Raw genomic sequence first — 15,372 nt, 5'->3', positions numbered from 1 at the left:
CGCTCATCGCGGGCGTCACGGGTGCCATCGGGTTCGCTTGCGCGATCGCTAGCCGAGTTCGCTCGCCGCAGCCGAGGCGAAGAAGTCTTCCGGGTCCTCGACTTCGACGAGCCGGCGCTTTTCGATCAACCAGAAGCGGTTGCCGACATTGCGCACGAAGCTGCGGTCGTGGGAGACCAGAAGGCAGCTCGTCTCGTGTTTCAGCAACTCCGCCTCGAGTGCCTCCTGGCCCTCGATGTCCAGATGGTTGGTCGGCTCGTCGAGCAGGTAGAAATTCGGCTCCTTCAGTCGCAGTACCAGCATGGCGAGGCGCGCCTTCTGGCCGCCGGAGAGTCGGCCGATTGCCTTCTCCTGCATGTCGATGCCGACACCGGTACCGACAAGGAAGGTGCGCGCCCGCTGATCGCCGAGCGAAAAGCGGCGGGAGAGGGCGGCAAGCGGCGTCTCGTCGTCCGAAAGCCCGGCAAGCGCCTGGTCGCTGTAGCCCAGCACCAGCGAAGGCGTCGCCTTCAGCGCTTCCGGCGCGCGGCCGGACTCCTCGATCGCGGCACGGATCAGGTTGACGAGCCGCGTCTTGCCGGCGCCGTTTTCGCCCAAGAGCACGATGCGATCGCCCTGGCAGATCCAGCGCTTGCCGGTGCGGAAGAGCGCCGTGCCGTCCGGCGTTTCGACCGGGACGTCGTCCAGTGTCACCAGGATCTTGGCGTGGGTGCCGCGGTTGGCGAGCCGGATCGCGCCGGCGGAGCGCTCCTGATGCGCCGGTTTCGCCGCGTCCTCCAGCCGTTCGGCTCGCTGCTTCAACTGTTTCGTCTTCACGGTCAGCAAATCGCTGCCGGAATTGATGCCGATGTTGTTGAGCTTGGCGGCCTGGCGGCGAAGCTGTTGCGCCACCTTCATGTCACGCTGATAGCGCCGCTCCTCGGAGGCGTCCACTTCATCGAGGGTAGCGCGCGCCCGCGAATAGGGGAGCGCGAAGATTGGCGATTGCTCGGGTCTGAGGAACAGCGTCCGGTTGGTGGTGGCGTCCAGGAAGGCGCGGTCGTGGCTGGCGACGAGCACCGGCACGTCGCGCGGCAGGGCGTTCAGCCAGGCTTCGAGCCGGGCGATCTTGGCGAGATCGAGGTGGTTGGTAGGCTCGTCCAGGAGCAGGGCGTCCGGATCGCTGACCCAGACGCGGGCGAGAAGCATGAGCCGCTGCCAGCCGCCGCTCAGTTCCGAGACCGCATGCTGGCGCAGCACTTCCGGCACGTCGAGCGAATCGAGCACGATGTCGACGCGCCAGCTCTCGTTTTCCGCCTGGTCGGCCGGAAGGGCCGAAAGGACGGCGTCGTGGAAGGAGAGGGGCAGCAATGCGGCCGCAACGTTCTGCTCGACATGGCCGATGGTCAGGCCGCGTGAGCGCGTGATTTCCCCGGCGGTCGGATCGAAGCTGCCTGCGATCGATTTCAACAGGGTCGTCTTTCCGCGGCCATTCGCGGCGACGATGCCGATACGGTCACCGGCGGCGACGGAGAGGTTGAGGTTGGAAAAAAGCGGTGCGCTCAGGCTGACACCGAGGTTGCGGATATTGATCAAGGCCATGGTCGTTCTCTGGACTGCGCGAGCGACGACGAGACATCCGTGGCGGCACTTCGGGCCGGGTTTCCGGATGATTGCACCCGGAACAGCACGCATGCTGTCAACGGGCCGTCGGCTCGGTATTGGAAGACGATGCAGGCGCTTAAACCGAAATGGTTCCGCACTGCATCACTCTGGGCAGACCAGGGATAGGATCGCGATTTTCGCGAAAGGATGTCTGGTCAGCCCTGCAAACGCATCTGCAGGGCTTGGACGGGGCCACGCTGGCGGTGGTGCCGGAAAAATGTCATCACGTGCAGCCCCCCTTTCTCGAATTCAAGTTGCGAGCCACCTTTAGCATCGAAGCCGGTAATTTTCAACGTGGCATTGCGGGGTCTATCGGTACGGATGTTTCCGTGAATTCCTGTCCTGGGCAATATTGTTGCGAAATGCACCGGTCGTGGTGCACGGCGCGGTCCGAATCTGTGTCCGCTTGCCATTGCGTGCCGCCCCCTGATCCGCTAAGAGACGCCGCGACTTTCCGCTCCCCGAAGCGGTGACTGCCGATGTCCGAGAAGTCTCCCAAGCTTTTTGACCGTCGGGTGCTAAGCGGGGGCTTTCCTGTCACGCGCGCCTGCGCGCGCTAAATTGGGTACCGGTAGAGGCACATGGCACGCATCGTGATGAAATTCGGCGGAACCTCCGTCGCTGATTTGGACCGCATCCACAATGTCGCCCGCCATGTGAAACGCGAGGTCGATGCCGGCCACGAAGTCGCCGTCGTCGTTTCCGCCATGTCCGGCAAGACCAATGAGCTGGTCGGCTGGGTGCAGAACATGCCGAAGGCAACCGGCGCCAACTCGCCGTTCTACGACGCGCGCGAATACGATGCGATCGTTGCTTCCGGCGAACAGGTGACGTCCGGTCTGCTTTCGATCGCGCTGCAGTCGATGGGCATCAACGCCCGCTCCTGGCAGGGTTGGCAGATCCCGATCCGCACCGACAACGCCCATGGCGCTGCCCGCATCCTCGATATCGACGGCGCCGAGATCATTCGCCGCATGGGCGAGGGCCAGGTAGCTGTCGTTGCCGGCTTCCAGGGTCTCGGTCCCGATAATCGCCTCGCCACACTCGGCCGCGGCGGTTCCGACACCTCGGCCGTTGCTATCGCCGCTGCCGTCAAGGCCGACCGTTGCGACATCTATACCGACGTCGATGGCGTCTATACGACCGACCCGCGCATCGAGCCGAAGGCGCGGCGGCTGAAGAAAATCGCGTTCGAGGAAATGCTGGAAATGGCATCGCTCGGCGCCAAGGTGCTGCAGGTGCGCTCGGTCGAGCTTGCCATGGTGCACAAGGTCCGCACCTTCGTGCGGTCGTCTTTCGAAGATCCCGATGCGCCGGGCATGGGTGACCTTCTCAATCCGCCCGGTACGCTGATTTGTGATGAGGATGAGATCGTGGAACAGGAAGTCGTAACCGGCATTGCCTATGCCAAGGATGAAGCCCAGATTTCGCTGCGCCGTCTCGCCGACCGGCCGGGCGTCTCCGCTGCGATCTTCGGCCCGCTTGCTGAAGCCCATATCAACGTCGACATGATCGTTCAGAACATCTCCGAGGACGGTTCGAAGACCGACATGACCTTCACGGTTCCGTCGGGCGATGTCGACAAGGCACTGAAGGTGCTCGGCGACAACAAGGAAAAGATCGGCTACGACGTCGTCCAGTCCGAGGCCGGCCTCGTCAAGGTATCGGTCATCGGCATCGGCATGCGCAGCCATGCCGGCGTCGCCGCGTCCGCATTCCGCGCGCTTGCCGACAAGGGCATCAACATCAAGGCGATCACCACTTCCGAGATCAAGATTTCGATCCTGATCGACGGTCCCTATGCGGAATTGGCGGTTCGCACTTTGCATTCCGCTTACGGTCTCGATAAGAGTTAATCGACAGACGACCGATTTGGGATTCGCGGCGGTTTTGCCCGCGTATCCCCTTGCCGCCGTCACCTCTATTTCGGGAGACCCCACGCGATGAGAGACCTTTCCGCAGGTCCGCGCGTTCTCCTCAAGCGGTTGCGCGAGTTGATGGCGGAACCGCTGGAGCCGCAGGAGCGCCTTGACCGTATCGTGCGCCAGATCGCGCAGAACATGGTTGCGGAAGTGTGTTCGGTCTATGTGCTACGTTCCGACGGCGTGCTCGAACTCTACGCGACGGAAGGTCTGAACAAGGCGGCCGTCCACCTGGCGCAATTGAAGATGGGGCAGGGCCTCGTCGGCACCATCGCCGCCTCGGCGCGGCCTCTCAATCTTTCCGACGCACAGTCGCATCCGGCCTTTACCTACCTGCCGGAAACCGGTGAAGAGATCTACCATTCCTTCCTCGGCGTGCCGATCCTGCGCACGGGCCGCGCACTTGGCGTTCTCGTCGTCCAGAACAAGGCGATGCGCAACTATCGCGAGGACGAGGTCGAGGCGCTCGAGACGACCGCCATGGTTCTCGCCGAGATGGTGGCGACCGGTGAACTCAAGAAGATCACCAAGCCGGGCCTCGAGCTCGACCTCTCGCGTCCCGTCTCGATCGAGGGCAACAGCTATGGCGAAGGCATCGGCCTTGGCTATGTCGTCCTGCACGAACCGAGGATCGTCGTCACCAACCTCCTCAACGAGGACACCGACCAGGAATTGCAGCGACTTGCCGAAGCGCTGGGGTCGCTGCGCATCTCGATCGACGACATGCTGTCGCGCCGCGAGGTGTCGATGGAGGGCGAGCACCGGGCGGTGCTCGAAACCTACCGCATGTTCGCCCATGATCGCGGCTGGGTGCGCAAGCTCGAAGAGGCGATCCGCAACGGCCTGACGGCGGAGGCGGCAGTCGAGCGCGTCCAGAGCGAAACCAAGGCGCGGATGATCCGGCTGACGGACCCGTACTTGCGCGAGCGCATGCATGATTTCGACGATCTGGCCAACCGCCTGCTGCGCCAGCTTTCCGGCTATGGCGCCAAGCTTTCGGCCAGCGACTTCCCGACCGATGCGGTGATCGTCGCGCGTGCCATGGGCGCTGCCGAACTGCTCGACTATCCGCGCGAAAACGTGCGCGGTCTGGTGCTCGAAGAGGGCGCCGTCACCAGCCACGTGGTGATCGTCGCCCGTGCCATGGGCATTCCGGTCATTGGCCAGGCGACGGGCGCGGTGGCGCTTGCGGAAAACCGCGATGCGATCATCATCGACGGCGACGATGCCAAGGTGCACTTGCGGCCGCTCGCCGACCTGCAGCGCGCCTACGAGGAAAAGGTTCGCTTCCGGGCACGGCGCCAGGCGCAGTTCCGGGCGCTGAAGGACGTCGAGCCGCTGACCAGAGACGGCAAGCGCATCACGCTGCAAATGAATGCAGGCCTGCTCGTGGACCTGCCGCATCTGAACGAGGCGGGGGCAGAAGGCATCGGCCTGTTCCGCACCGAACTTCAGTTCATGATCGCCTCGACCATGCCGAAGGCGGAAGAACAGGAAGCGTTTTACCGCAGTGTGCTGAAGCAGACGGGCGGCAAGCCCGTGACCTTCCGCACCCTCGACATCGGCGGCGACAAGGTCGTCCCCTATTTCCGCGCAGCGGAAGAGGAAAATCCGGCACTTGGCTGGCGTGCAATCCGGCTTTCGCTCGATCGCCCGGGTCTGCTGCGGACCCAGCTTCGCGCGATGCTGCGCGCGGCGGCCGGTGCCGAGCTCAAGCTGATGCTGCCGATGGTCACCGAAGTTTCCGAACTCAGGATTGCACGCGACCTGCTGCAGAAGGAAATCGAGCGGCAGTCGAAACTTGGCGAACAGTTGCCGCGCAAGCTGCAGTTCGGCGCCATGCTGGAGGTGCCGGCGCTCTTGTGGCAGCTCGACGAACTGATGATGGAAGTGGACTTCGTCTCGGTCGGCTCGAATGATCTCTTCCAGTTCGCGATGGCGGTCGATCGGGGTAATGCCCGCGTATCCGATCGTTTCGATGTGCTCGGGCGGCCGTTCCTCAGGATCCTGCGCGACATCGTGCGCGCCGGCGACCGGCACGAAACCCCGGTGACGCTCTGCGGCGAGATGGCGAGCAAGCCGCTCTCGGCCATGGCGTTGCTGGGCTTAGGTTTCCGTTCGGTTTCGATGTCGCCGACGGCCGTAGGGCCGATCAAGGCGATGCTGCTGGCGCTCGACGCGGGCAAGCTTGGTGCCGCGCTCAATGCGGCGCTGGACGACACACGCGACCAGACGTCCGTTCGCCAGATGCTGGTGGATTTCGCCGCGGAAAACGGCATTCCGGTTTAGATTGAATTGACGCGTCGCGACCCTCGTCCGGACCATGATCCGGGCGAGGGGAGATGCATTTGGAGTGAGACTTGGCAAAGCTTCCCGTTGAAAAGATGCGCGAACTGGAACGGCGGTTCGGTGAGATCGAGGCCCGCATGTCGGCCGGCCCGGCCGCGGACGTTTATGTCAAGCTCGCCTCGGAATATTCCGAACTGCAGCCGGTCGTGACGAAGATCCGCGCCTACGAGAAGGCGATGACCGAGCTTGCCGACATCACTGCCATGCTCGCGGACAAATCGACCGATCGGGAGATGCGCGATCTCGCCGAAATGGAAAAGCCCGAGGTCGAAGCGACGATCGAGGCACTGGAGCAGGAAATCCAGATCCTGCTTCTGCCGAAGGATGCGGCCGACGAGAAGAGTGCGATCCTCGAAATTCGCGCCGGTACCGGCGGATCGGAAGCGGCGCTTTTTGCCGGCGATCTCTTCCGCATGTACGAGCGCTACGCGGCCGGCAAGGGCTGGCGCGTCGAGGTGCTTTCGGCGAGCGACGGCGAGGCCGGCGGGTTCAAGGAAATCATCGCAACAGTTTCCGGGCGCGGGGTGTTCTCGCGGCTGAAATTCGAATCCGGCGTGCACCGGGTGCAGCGTGTACCGGAAACCGAGGCGAGCGGCCGTATTCATACATCGGCGGCAACCGTCGCCGTGCTGCCTGAGGCCGAAGACATCGACATCGAGATCCGGCCCGAGGATATCCGCATCGACACCATGCGTTCGTCGGGTGCCGGCGGTCAGCACGTCAACACGACGGACTCGGCCGTGCGCATCACCCACCTTCCGACCGGTCTCGTCGTCACCAGTTCGGAAAAGTCGCAGCACCAGAACCGGGCAAAGGCGATGCAGGTCCTGCGCTCGCGCCTCTACGATATGGAGCGCCAGCGCGCCGACAGCGAACGCTCGGCCGACCGCAAGAGCCAAGTGGGCTCGGGCGACCGCTCCGAGCGCATTCGCACCTATAATTTCCCGCAGGGCCGCCTCACCGATCACCGCATCAACCTGACGCTCTACAAGCTCGATCGGATGATGATGGGCGAGATCGACGAGGTCGTCGATGCGCTGCTTGCCGACTACCAGGCGAGCCAGCTGGCGCTGCTTGGCGAACAGCGGGGCTGAGCCATGGCGGAAACGCTCGCGAGCCTCGTTGCCGAAAGCCGCGACCGCCTGCAAGCGGGCGGCATAGAGAATGCGGCGCTCGATGTGCGGCATCTGATCTCCGGCCTGCTCGACATGTCGCTGAGCGCGGTCGTGTCTCGGGGCAGGGACCCGATTTCGGATGAGGACGCTACCCGGATCCGGGTGGCGGTGGCGCGGCGACTGGCACGCGAACCGGTCTACCGTATTCTTGGTGAACGCGAATTTTTCGGCCTGCCGCTGAAACTTTCGAAGGAAACGCTGGAGCCTCGCCCGGACACCGAGACGCTCGTCGATCGGATGATCCCTTATCTGCGTGCGGTGGTAGCGCGAAAGGGCGGTTGCGCGCTTATCGATCTCGGCACCGGTACTGGGGCGATTTGTATCGCGCTGCTGTCGCAAGTTCTTGAAGCAAGGGGCACGGCTACCGATATATCCAAGGACGCACTGGCAACGGCGACGGCGAATGCAGCTGCGCTCGGTCTTGCGGATCGGTTCCGGCCGCTTCTCAGCAACTGGTACGAAAAGGTGGATGGTCGCTACGATGTGATCGTCTCAAATCCGCCGTATATCCGGTCCAGTGTCGTCCATGAGCTTGAGCCGGAGGTGAGACTTCACGACCCGGCCGCAGCGCTTGATGGCGGAGAAGACGGGCTTGATGCCTATCGCGCCATCGCTTCTCAGGCTGGTCATCATCTTGAGACAAACGGCGTGATAGGCTTGGAAATCGGTTTCGACCAGAAAGAGGCGGTGACGGCGTTGTTTAGCGCCGAAAATTTCCGTCTGCGTGAAGAGGCGAAGGATCTCGGCGGTAATGACCGCGTCCTGATCTTCGAACGCGACACAAACCGTTGAAAAAATGCTGCACTGACGCATCTTCTTTCTTGCACAGGCAAAGAAAGGGCTTGGAATCCCAGAGGAAGCGGGCTAGTTTGCCCGCGCACTGGGCAGAAGGTCATGGACCTAAGATTCGTTCCGGTATGACCTGGCCACGGGGATTGCTCTCAAGAAAGAGTTGCTAGGGTTCAACAAGTGCCTTGTGCGGGTACCTGTTAATTTGACGCCAGTCGGCGCCGAAGCCGCCATTGTGCGAGCGCAACGGCGCGTGTTCTGTCGGGCGTGAACGGATCCGGCCGGAAGACGAAACCACATGATCATCATTATCAAGAGAATTCGGGTGAATGTACTATGAGGCCAGGACAGCAAAACAAGCGCGGCCGCGGGCGGAATAACAATAGCAACAACAATAACAATGGAAATAACAACAACCACAACCGCAAGGGCTCGAACCCGCTGACGCGGACCTATGACAGCTCCGGCCCGGATGTGAAGATTCGCGGTACTGCTCAGCACATCGCCGAGAAGTACTCAGCGCTTGCGCGCGATGCACAGAGCTCCGGCGACCGCGTCATCGCAGAAAACTACCTTCAGCACGCCGAACACTACAACCGCATCATTGCTGCCGCACAGGCGCAGATGCAGGACCGGTTCCAGCGTGACGACCGTCAGGATTTCCGCGGCCACGACGGGTCCGATCAGGACCAGGACGATCTGGATCAGGGCTACAGCGACGACATGCCGACCCCGGTTGCCGCAGTTCAGGCACCTGCTCCCGAGCCGCAGCCTGTCGTCATCGACGGCACGGGCCCGCAGCCGGTGATCGAAGGCACACCGGCGGAAGTCGCGATGGAAGAGGAAGCCCCGGCTGCCTCCGGCCGCGCCGCATCCCGCCGCCGCAACACGCCGCGTCCACGCCGTCCGCGCCGCAGCGCACAGGAAGGTGCCGCTGACGAAGCCCAGGCTTCGGGCGATGCCGCTCCGGAAGCACCGGCGCTCGCCGCTTCCGAATAAGCGGCGGTCTATCAGAGTTGCCCATTCTCAGGGCACGACAAAAACCCGGCCTGTCACGGCCGGGTTTTTCTTTGTCTGGTCATCGGCGATCAAACGTCGACGCTGTCGACGATCAGTGCGGCAAGATTGGCGCTGGCGGCCGTCTCGTTCGTCCGGCCGCGGATCAGCTCGCGGCCGATCGCCTCGGCTGCTCCTGCGATACCGGTGCAGCGCAGGCGCAAATCGTCGGCGGGGATTTTCGCGAAGGGTCCGAGCGCCGCCTGGATCGCGGCGACATAGTCGTCGGCCTGTTGCTGCTGCGTCGCGATCATGTCCGCGTTGCCGCGTAGCGCTCCGGAGATGGCCTGCCATTCCTCACCACTGTCGACGGCACAGTCGATGTAAACCGAGCTGATGATGTCGGCGACCGCATCGAGCTCTTTCGGTGCCCCCGTAAGCGCCGCCTGCAGCTTGGTTGTGTGGCGGTCTTCGATTTCCTGGGAAAGCGCGATCAAAAGCCCCTCGCGCGTGCCGAAATGCTCGTAGGCGATCGGCTTGCTGACGCCGGCGCGTTCGGCGAGGTGGCCGAGCGTCAGGGCGTCGGCGCCGCACTCGCGCAGGATCTCCTTGGCGGTCTCGATCAACTGGGCACGCCGTTCGGGCTTGGCGAGCTTTCGGCTTTTGGTCGGGGCCATCGATCGCAGTCCTTTTCGCGTCGGCTCGTGGCTCTTGAAAGCGGCGTTCGGCAACCTATCTACCAATAGTAACTTACTAATGGTAGGTTCGGCAATCAGCCGGACACCTTTCGTTTAGGAGATAGGAAGATGTCGAGCAAGTTTCAGCCTGTTTTGATCATCGGCGGTTCCGGGGTTGTCGGATCGCAGGCGGCGAAAATCATCCGCCGGCTCCACCCTACACTGCCGATCGCCATCGGTGGCCGTGATCTCGGCAAGGCCGAAGCGGTTGCGCGCGAAGTGGGCGGGGCAATCGGTGTCAGTATCGACTTGGAGCGGGCCGATCTTGGTGTCGGCGATGAGCCGCGCTTCAGCGCCGTCGTCATTTTCCTGAAGGACGAGAAGCTGAGCTCGATGCGCTTTGCCCAGCGCCATGGCGTCCCCTATATCAGCCTTTCCAGCGGCACCTTCGAAGTGGGGCCGGAAATGGCGCAATATATCCACGCGCCGGAGAAGGCGCCGATCCTGCTCGCCAGCCACTGGCTTGCCGGGGCCGCCATCTTTCCGATCCTCGAATTCGCCAAGGCATATGAGGCAATCGACATGATCCGCATCGGGGTCCTGCTTGACGAACAGGACATGGGCGGGCCGGCAGCACTTGCCGATTACAATCGCATCACCGGCCTCGCGCCGGCGGCCTTGACCGTCAAGGCCGGCAGGCTCCACTGGGCCGGCGGCGAGGATTCGAAGGCGCGCTACGTCAGCGTCGACGGTGTCGAACTCGATGCGGTCGCCTATTCGCCCTTCGATGTCATGGCGCTTGCGGCTCGGACCAATGCAGCCAACATCCGGCTGGACCTTGCCTTTAGCGAATCCGCGAGCCGGCGCCGCGGCGAGCTGTTTTCGACTGAGATCGTCATCGAGATCGCGGGGCGGGGGAAGGATGGCCAGCCTCTCGACCATCGCCATGAGATCGTGCACCCCGAAGGCCAGGCGCCGCTAACCGCCCTTGGTGTCGCGCTGGCGGTGGAACGTATGCTCGGCCTTGAAGGTGGCGAAGCGTCAGCCCCTGGCCTCTACCTCCCGGAGGTTTTGATCGACCCCGCCTACTACGTTCGGCGCATGAAAGAGTTCGGTGCTTCATTCGCCGAACGGTCGCTGATGGCGGCTTAGCGAACCAACCGGCTTCTCGCCTCCTTGAGTATAAATGCGGCCGCGCTGCAATCCGTCGGGCGGTCGCATTTTTCGGTTGCAGATTTCCGGCCGGAGACCAGCGACGGCTCTTTAATTTCCAAAATCGGTGCCCCATATTCGCTTCGGATGCGTTGATCCGGCGCAAGGCGGTGATCGCTCCACACTGACAGGCTTGCCGAATGCGGGAGCCTGATCCTGAACCACCGACGGGTGCCACGCGATGGGCCTGCCGGGTTATGGAGGTAGAGTATGAACATTGAAAAATATTCCGAGCGCGTGCGCGGTTTTCTCCAGTCGGCGCAGACCTATGCGCTGGCGCAAGGACATCAGCAGTTCACGCCCGAGCATGTGCTGAAAGTGCTGCTCGACGACGATCAAGGCATGGCCGCTTCGCTGATCGAGCGCGCCGGGGGCGACGCCCGCGAGGCGCGCGCCGGCAATGATGCAGCACTTGCCAAGCTTCCCAAAGTTTCCGGTGGCAATGGCTCCGTTTACCTGTCGCAGCCGCTCGCCCGGGTCTTTTCGAGTGCCGAAGAGGCCGCGAAGAAAGCTGGCGACAGCTTTGTCACTGTCGAACGGCTGCTGCTGGCGTTGGCGATCGAGAGCTCGGCCGCGACATCAGGCATTCTCGCCAAGGCCGGCGTGACCCCGACCAAGCTCAACCAGGTGATCAACGACATCCGCAAGGGCCGCACCGCCGATAGCGCCAATGCCGAGCAGGGCTTCGACAGCCTCAAGAAATATGCGCGCGACCTGACGGCCGATGCGCGTGAAGGCAAGCTTGACCCGGTGATCGGCCGTGACGACGAGATCCGGCGCACCATCCAGGTGCTGTCGCGCCGGACCAAGAACAACCCCGTGCTGATCGGTGAGCCCGGCGTCGGCAAGACCGCGATCGCCGAGGGCCTTGCCCTGCGTATCGTCAATGGCGACGTGCCGGAAAGCCTCAAGGACAAGCGGCTGATGGCGCTCGACATGGGCGCGCTGATTGCTGGTGCGAAATATCGCGGCGAGTTCGAGGAGCGGCTGAAGGCCGTTCTCAACGAGGTGCAGGCCGAAAACGGCGAGATCATCCTGTTCATCGACGAGATGCACACGCTGGTCGGTGCCGGCAAGGCGGAAGGGGCAATGGATGCCTCCAACCTCCTGAAGCCTGCGCTTGCACGCGGCGAGCTGCATTGCGTCGGCGCCACCACGCTTGATGAATATCGCAAGCACGTCGAGAAGGACGCGGCGCTTGCCCGCCGCTTCCAGCCTGTCATGGTCGAGGAGCCGACGGTCGAGGACACGATCTCGATCCTGCGCGGCCTGAAGGAGAAGTACGAGCAGCACCACAAGGTCCGGATCTCCGATTCGGCGCTAGTTGCCGCCGCGACGCTCTCCAACCGTTACATCACCGACCGGTTCCTGCCGGACAAAGCGATCGATCTGATGGACGAAGCGGCGTCGCGTCTGCGCATGCAGGTGGACTCCAAGCCTGAAGAGCTCGATGAGCTCGACCGGCGCATCATCCAGCTGAAGATCGAGCGCGAGGCCCTGAAGAAGGAAACCGATGCATCGTCGAAGGATCGGCTGGAGAAGCTCGAGTTCGACCTTGCTTCGCTCGAAGAGCAGGCATCGGCCCTGACGGCCCGCTGGCAGGCGGAGAAGCAGAAGCTCGGACGTGCTGCCGATCTCAAGAAGCAGCTCGACGAAGCCCGCAACGAACTAGCGATCGTCCAGCGCAAAGGCGAGTTCCAGCGCGCCGGCGAACTGACCTATGGTGTCATTCCGAAGCTCGAAAAGGAGCTTTCCGATGCCGAAAGCCAGGAAAACGCCAATGCCAACCCGATGGTGCAGGAGGTCGTGACCCCGGACAACATCGCGCATGTGGTCTCGCGCTGGACCGGGATTCCGGTTGACAAGATGCTGGAAGGCGAACGCGACAAGTTGCTCCGGATGGAAGACGAACTGGCGAAATGGGTCGTTGGCCAGGGTGACGCCGTGCAGGCGGTCTCCCGCGCCGTCCGGCGCTCGCGCGCCGGGCTTCAGGATCCGAACCGGCCGATCGGCTCGTTCATCTTCCTGGGCCCGACCGGCGTCGGCAAGACGGAGCTCACCAAGGCGCTTGCCCGCTTCCTGTTCGACGATGAGACCGCGCTGATGCGCATCGACATGTCGGAATACATGGAGAAACACTCCGTGGCCCGGCTGATCGGTGCACCTCCCGGCTATGTCGGTTACGAGGAAGGTGGCGCTCTGACAGAGTCCGTCCGTCGCCGGCCCTACCAGGTCGTACTGTTCGATGAGATCGAGAAGGCGCATCCGGATGTCTTCAACGTGCTCCTGCAGGTGCTCGATGACGGTCGCCTGACCGATGGTCAGGGCCGCACCGTCGACTTCCGCAACACGATGATCATCATGACCTCGAACCTCGGGGCTGAGTATCTGGTCGGACTTGGCGAAAACGAAGACAGCGATGTCGTTCGCGACCAGGTGATGGATGTCGTCAAGTCGGCCTTCCGGCCGGAGTTCCTCAACCGCGTCGACGAGATCATCCTGTTCCACAGGCTGCGTCGCTCGGAGATGGGTGCGATCGTCGATATCCAGCTCGAAAGGCTGCGCAAGCTGCTTACCGAGCGCAAGATCACGCTGGAGCTTGAGGATGACGCTCGAGCCTTCCTTGCCGACAAGGGATACGACCCGGCCTATGGTGCACGTCCGCTGAAGCGGGCGATCCAGAAATACCTGCAGGATCCGCTCGCCGAGAAGATCCTGCAGGGCGAGTTCCCGGATGGTTCGTCCGTCAAGGTGCTTGCCGGCTCCGACCGCCTCAACTTCAAGCGCGGAGCGACGGCGGACAAGGAAGCCGCCTGACAAGGCATCAAACACAGAGGCCGCCCTTCGGGGCGGCCTTTTTTGCTTGTGCAGACTTTGGAAGAGGGGAGGGGTGCCTAGTTGCTTGCGACTTCGGCGCCATCCTTGTTCAGCAACTCGTCGATGCGATCGCGCTCCTTCTCGAACTTCGCCAGCGCGTCGCCGGAAAGCGACTTGCCGCCGGGAAGGCGGATGCGCAGTGGATCGACCTTGTTGCCGTTGACGATCAACTCGTAATGCAGGTGCGGACCGGTCGAAAGGCCCGTTGTGCCAACCCAGCCGATCACCTGGCCCTGGACGACCTTGTTGCCGACTTTGACGTTCTTGGCGATGGCGCTCTGGTGGTTGTACGACGACACGTAGCCGTTGGCGTGGCGGATCAGAGTCTGGTTGCCATAGCCGCCGGAATCCCAGCCGGCCTTTTCCACGACGCCGCTGCCGGCAGCAATGATCGGTGTTCCGCGCGGCGCGGCCCAGTCGACGCCGGTATGCATGCGCGAGAAGCCGAGGATCGGGTGGCGGCGCATGCCGAAGCCGGAGCGGAAATGGCCGTTCGGCACGGGGTTGCGCAGCAGGAACTGGCGGATGCTTTTGCCTTCGGTATCGAAGTAGTCGATCGAATTGTCTTCCGGATCCTGGAACCGGTAGAAGGCGGTGACCGCATCGCCGAATTTGGCGCGGACATAGAGAAGCTCGGATTCTTCCGTCGCCATGCCGCGTTCGTCGGTCACGGAGAAGAAGGCTTCAAGCGAGTCCGTCGGCTTCAGCTGCGCCTGGAAATCGACGTTGCTGGCGAGCAGCTTGACGACGAGGCTGACCATGTCGGCGCTCATGCCATAGGAAAGAGCGGCGCGGTAGATGCCATCATAGACGCGCGGCAGATCGTGGCTGCTGGTCATGACCGGCGCGCCGTTGTCATCGAAGGCGGTGGCGACCGCGTCGAGCTTCGGCGGTTCCGCACCCGGAACGAAGCGGCCCTTGTCGTCGACCGCCATCGTCAGCACATGGCGGTTGCGCGAATAGATGGTGGCGCGCACGATGCGGGCCTCGTCGCCCTTCTGCGCTTCGCCGTTCTGAATGATGCCGATGCGCAGAACATCGCCCTCGCTCAGTTCGTTCGCACCGAGCGCGTCGCCGATATAGCCGGCGGCGTCGTCGGCCTGCGCCTTGGCATAACCGGCATTGACCATGACGGTCGCGATGTCGGTCTGACGCCGCACCGGAATGATGTCGTCGGCGTATTCGGTGCTTTCTTCATCGATGGTCTCGTAGGCGGCATCGCTCTTGTTCTGCTCGACGATACGGGCGGTCAGGCCCTGAAGCAGGTCAAGCCCGTCGCTCTCCGACGCGAAGCGCTGCGGATCGACGTAATAGAGTGACGCGACCTGGGTGCTGCCCTCGGTCAGGACCGAACCGTTGGTGCGGACATTTTCCTCGACCTCTTCGAGCGACATCGAGCTGTCGAAGGCAACGCCACCTTTCAGCGGGAAATCGACGGTCTTCAGCGCCACTTCGGAATCGACGTTCGAGCCATAGAGCGTACCGGTGCGGGCGACCGGGGATTCCTCGTCCGCCTTGTCCGTGGAAAAGATCGCCAGCGGATCGAAGTCCGGATAGTTTTCCGAGGGCTGATGGTTGGCGGCAAGCGCCATCTTGACGTGAACGAAAGGCTGCTTGCGCACCACTTCCTTCTCGCCGTCATGGGTCATGGTGGAAACTTCCATGACGGTCTTGTCGGCCGGCTTGGCGACGAGTTTGGGCGAAAGGATGCGACCGCCGCGCACCGCGCGT

The 15,372-nt window shown here is 62.9% G+C and carries 10 protein-coding genes (1 of these 10 running past the window's edge); 7 read left to right on the top strand and 3 right to left on the bottom strand.

The features are described from left to right. Nucleotides 1-48 precede the first annotated feature (48 nt). Nucleotides 49-1,581 carry an ABC-F family ATP-binding cassette domain-containing protein gene (locus ACN9MO_RS13985; protein WP_113133763.1) on the bottom strand — a complete coding sequence of 511 codons (1,533 nt, stop codon included), beginning with the start codon at nt 1,579-1,581 and terminating at the stop codon, nt 49-51. A gap of 644 nt (nt 1,582-2,225) precedes the next feature. Here ACN9MO_RS13985 and ACN9MO_RS13980 point away from each other — a divergent pair. The 5 genes from ACN9MO_RS13980 (at nt 2,226) to ACN9MO_RS13960 (ending at nt 8,878) form a co-directional block, all read left to right on the top strand. Further along, nucleotides 2,226-3,500 (top strand): aspartate kinase, encoded by a 1,275-nt coding sequence (locus ACN9MO_RS13980; protein ID WP_057254802.1) that lies wholly within the window; start codon nt 2,226-2,228, stop codon nt 3,498-3,500. A gap of 87 nt (nt 3,501-3,587) precedes the next feature. Then, a complete protein-coding gene (gene ptsP / locus ACN9MO_RS13975) occupies nt 3,588-5,855 on the top strand; it encodes a phosphoenolpyruvate--protein phosphotransferase (RefSeq protein ID WP_057254803.1) in 2,268 nt (755 codons plus the stop codon). Between the two features lie 71 nt (nt 5,856-5,926). After that, complete coding sequence (gene prfA, locus ACN9MO_RS13970) at nt 5,927-7,009, top strand: peptide chain release factor 1 (RefSeq protein ID WP_057254804.1); 1,083 nt, start codon at nt 5,927-5,929, stop codon at nt 7,007-7,009. Nucleotides 7,010-7,012: 3 nt separating this feature from the next. Then, the gene (prmC, locus tag ACN9MO_RS13965) at nt 7,013-7,882 is read left to right on the top strand and encodes a peptide chain release factor N(5)-glutamine methyltransferase (protein WP_058323928.1); all 870 of its coding nucleotides are present in this window, start codon (nt 7,013-7,015) and stop codon (nt 7,880-7,882) included. Between the two features lie 333 nt (nt 7,883-8,215). Then, nucleotides 8,216-8,878, top strand: a complete 663-nt coding sequence (locus tag ACN9MO_RS13960) for a DUF4167 domain-containing protein (RefSeq protein WP_112997155.1) — start codon at nt 8,216-8,218, stop codon at nt 8,876-8,878. Between the two features lie 89 nt (nt 8,879-8,967). On the opposite strand, the gene ACN9MO_RS13955 is transcribed toward ACN9MO_RS13960, so the two are convergent. After that, entirely contained in the window at nt 8,968-9,552 is a 585-nt protein-coding gene (locus ACN9MO_RS13955; protein WP_112997154.1) for a TetR/AcrR family transcriptional regulator, read from the bottom strand. A 129-nt stretch (nt 9,553-9,681) separates the two neighbouring features. Here ACN9MO_RS13955 and ACN9MO_RS13950 point away from each other — a divergent pair, with 129 nt between their 5' ends. Both ACN9MO_RS13950 and clpB read left to right on the top strand, forming a co-directional pair. Beyond that, nucleotides 9,682-10,704: a hypothetical protein gene (locus tag ACN9MO_RS13950; protein ID WP_057254808.1), complete on the top strand. Its 1,023-nt coding sequence runs from the start codon at nt 9,682-9,684 to the stop codon at nt 10,702-10,704. 270 nt (nt 10,705-10,974) lie between these two features. Continuing rightward, the gene (clpB, locus tag ACN9MO_RS13945) at nt 10,975-13,581 is read left to right on the top strand and encodes an ATP-dependent chaperone ClpB (RefSeq protein ID WP_057254809.1); all 2,607 of its coding nucleotides are present in this window, start codon (nt 10,975-10,977) and stop codon (nt 13,579-13,581) included. A 77-nt stretch (nt 13,582-13,658) separates the two neighbouring features. Here the strand turns inward: clpB and ACN9MO_RS13940 are convergent, their stop codons facing one another. Further along, on the bottom strand, nt 13,659-15,372 hold the 3' portion of the coding sequence (locus tag ACN9MO_RS13940) for a M23 family metallopeptidase (RefSeq protein ID WP_057254810.1). 248 nt of this gene lie beyond the right edge of the window; 1,714 of the gene's 1,962 nt are visible here — the last part of the coding sequence; its start codon lies off the right edge, out of view; its stop codon occupies nt 13,659-13,661.

The sequence above is a fragment of the Ensifer sp. R-19 genome (assembly GCF_049905105.1).
Taxonomy (GTDB): domain Bacteria; phylum Pseudomonadota; class Alphaproteobacteria; order Rhizobiales; family Rhizobiaceae; genus Ensifer.
The sequence above is the reverse complement of the archived record's forward strand: the minus strand, read 5'-3'. Positions and strand labels throughout refer to the sequence as shown.